The sequence below is a fragment of the Streptomyces sp. sk2.1 genome (genome assembly GCF_008120935.1).
In the GTDB taxonomy this organism is placed as follows: domain Bacteria; phylum Actinomycetota; class Actinomycetes; order Streptomycetales; family Streptomycetaceae; genus Streptomyces.
The window spans coordinates 1-2,516 of the sequence record NZ_RDBO01000209.1 but is presented as its reverse complement, the minus strand read 5'-3'; the positions used below and the strand labels follow the sequence as shown (position 1 = coordinate 2,516).

The following is a 2,516-nucleotide window of genomic DNA, read 5'->3' as shown; positions in this document are numbered from 1 at the left end:
CGCAGCGTTCCCGGCACTCGGTCATGACCCCTCGCGCCTGCCAGGTGATCCAGCCCTTCGCGATCGCCGTGAACCGCTCGCTGTCCTCCCGCTCCGACTCCTGTCCGTGTTCCGCCGCATCGACCCAGCGCCGGACCGCGACCCGGTGCAGCAGCGTCGCCGCGTAGGTGGTGGCGACGGATTCGAGGAGCGGGGTGTGATGACTCCGGTGGGCGAACAGCGGAACGCTGCCACCGGCCGTCACCCCGGCCGTCCGCCGGTTGAAGGCGTGCCGGACCGCCACGGCGACCGCGTGACGGGTGACCCCGAGGCTGTAGCCGCTCATGCACAGCTTGCCGACCGTCACGCGGCCGATGGACTTCAGGAAGCGCCTGCGGGGGCTGCCGATCGAGCTGACGAAGTCGCCCTCCGGAGTGAGGCGCCCGTACTCCGACTCCAGGAGCGCCTCGCGCGGCAGCCGCACGTGGTCGAACGAGGTGATGCAGTGGTCGACCGGTGCCGTGGCCGTCTGCGGCAGTCTGCGTATCTCCACACCGGGCAGCGCGAGCCCGTTCTCGTCGCTGAGCGGGGTCAGGAACAGGAAGACGCCCCGGTCCCTGCCGTCGACGATCAGCCGGGCGGCGACCACGGCGGACTTGGCGCCGCCCGTGGAGCTGGTGTTGGGCATGAACTTCCGTGCGTCGGCGTGGGGAGTGTGCAGCACGAACCCACCGGCGGCGTGGTCGTACGTGGCGGTGGTCTCCAGCTGTGAGGCGCTGTTGCCGTGTCCGGCCTCCGTGCACAGGAACGTCCCCGTCCGCCGCAGCTCGGCGAACTCCCTCAGGTCGTGGTCCGGTTGCCCGGAGGCGTGGTCGAAGAAGCTTCCGAGGAACAGGTTGTAGTGGATGCTCGCCACCGTCCCCAGCCCCGGATCCACGGGGCCCACCCATTCATGAAGCGCCGTCAGCCGCTGCACGTCACCGGCGAAGTCGACGGGATCGTCGAGGGCGGCGTTGACTAACCCCAGCCGCTCGTACGACAGAGCGGAACGCTCCTCGGGCGACAGTCCTTCCCGGAAGCGGAACGGCTCCGTGCCGAACAGTTTGCGCCATGGCTCGTGATGCCGATCCAGCTGTTCGCCGAACAGCGCCCGGGTGAGCGCTGTCGTCGTCGTGATGGCCCGGCCGGAAGGGGGGCAAGAGATGATCATGGTTGGGAACGGTAGTCCATGGGATTGACCGGTCCGGAGTGATGATCAACACGATTGAGAGTGCTTCGATCACGGTACGTGCTCACTTTCGCGTGCTCCTAATCCTGCTTCGGACGATCTTTTGGATCAGGTGTCACCGCCCGGGTGCCACCCCGGTTCGGCGGGAAACGGAGGCGAGGGGCCCGTACCGGTCGACCGGTCTTCCGGAACCCGGGAACGGCCCGAACCGGACGGGCGGCGAACGGTGCACGGCTGTTCGGAAGAGCCCGGGACCGCGGTCGTCACGGTGGCGGAATGGCCCGTACGGAGCCTGCGCGACCACGGCCCCGAAACCGCCTGACAGCTTCCGGCCACACCATTTCTTGACTGGACATTGACAATAGTTTGGTCGACTCGCGAGGCTGCGCCCCTGACAATGTCGCCGCCCGAACAGAGGCCCCCACATGACATCACGTTCATCCCTGTTGCTCGCGTCCGCACTGGCCGGCGTCAGCCTGCTGCTCACCGCCCCCGCGTCCGCGTCCGCGAGCCCCGCGTCCACCCCCGCGCCCGCCTCGGCCTCCGCCGGCTTCGCACCCGCCAACGCCTGCTTCACCTGGGGCAGGTCCCTCAGCGAGGGGGCGTCCGGCGAGGACGTACGACAGCTCCAGATCCGGGTCGCCGGCTACCCCGGATTCGGCGGAGAACTGGCCATCGACGGCGAGTTCGGCCCGGCCACGAGGGCCGCGGTGGAGCGCTTCCAGGCGGCGTACGGCCTGGAGGCCGACGGCATCGCGGGCCCGCTCACCTTCGGCAAGATCTACGAACTCCAGAAGGGCGACTGCTCCCCGGCCAACTTCGACTGGTCGGAACTCAACCAGTGCGGCACCGACTGGTCGGGCGGCCAGGTCGATGCCGCCACCGTCCAGGCCAACGTCCTGGTCACCATGTGGAAGCTCCAGGCCCTGCGGCACGCGATGGGCGACCGGCCCATCGGCATCAACGACGGCTTCCGCGACCACGCCTGCAACGACGCCGTCGGCGGTTCCCCCGACAGCCTCCACATGTACGGCCTCGCCGCCGACATGAGCGCCGGCTCCCAGGGCTTCTGCGCCCTGGCCTTCGAGGCCCGCGAACACGGCTTCACCCAGATCCTGGGCCCCGGCTACCCGGACCACGACGACCACCTTGCGGCCCTCGTCGGCGAGCTTGTCGACGGCGGCCTTCGGGGCGAGGCCCTTGGCGTCGTGGGACCGGGAGAGGACGTCGGCGGAGACGGCGTCCACCAGTGCCCGACGGTCGGTGCCGAGGCGGTCGGCGACCGCGGACGGCATCTTCACGGTGACCC

The 2,516-nt window shown here is 69.6% G+C and carries 3 pseudogenes; 1 reads left to right on the top strand and 2 read right to left on the bottom strand.

The annotated features are described in order from the left end of the window. Positions 1-916 (bottom strand): annotated as a pseudogene (locus EAO76_RS42595) (acyl-CoA oxidase); the annotation flags it as partial. A gap of 716 nt (positions 917-1,632) precedes the next feature. Between EAO76_RS42595 and EAO76_RS42590 the strand changes: the two are divergent. After that, a pseudogene (locus tag EAO76_RS42590) lies at positions 1,633-2,376 on the top strand (D-Ala-D-Ala carboxypeptidase family metallohydrolase); the annotation flags it as partial. On the opposite strand, the pseudogene EAO76_RS47135 reads toward EAO76_RS42590, so the two are convergent. After that, positions 2,326-2,516, bottom strand: a pseudogene (locus EAO76_RS47135) (M23 family peptidase); the annotation flags it as partial. The pseudogenes EAO76_RS42590 and EAO76_RS47135 sit on opposite strands and share 51 nt — an antisense overlap.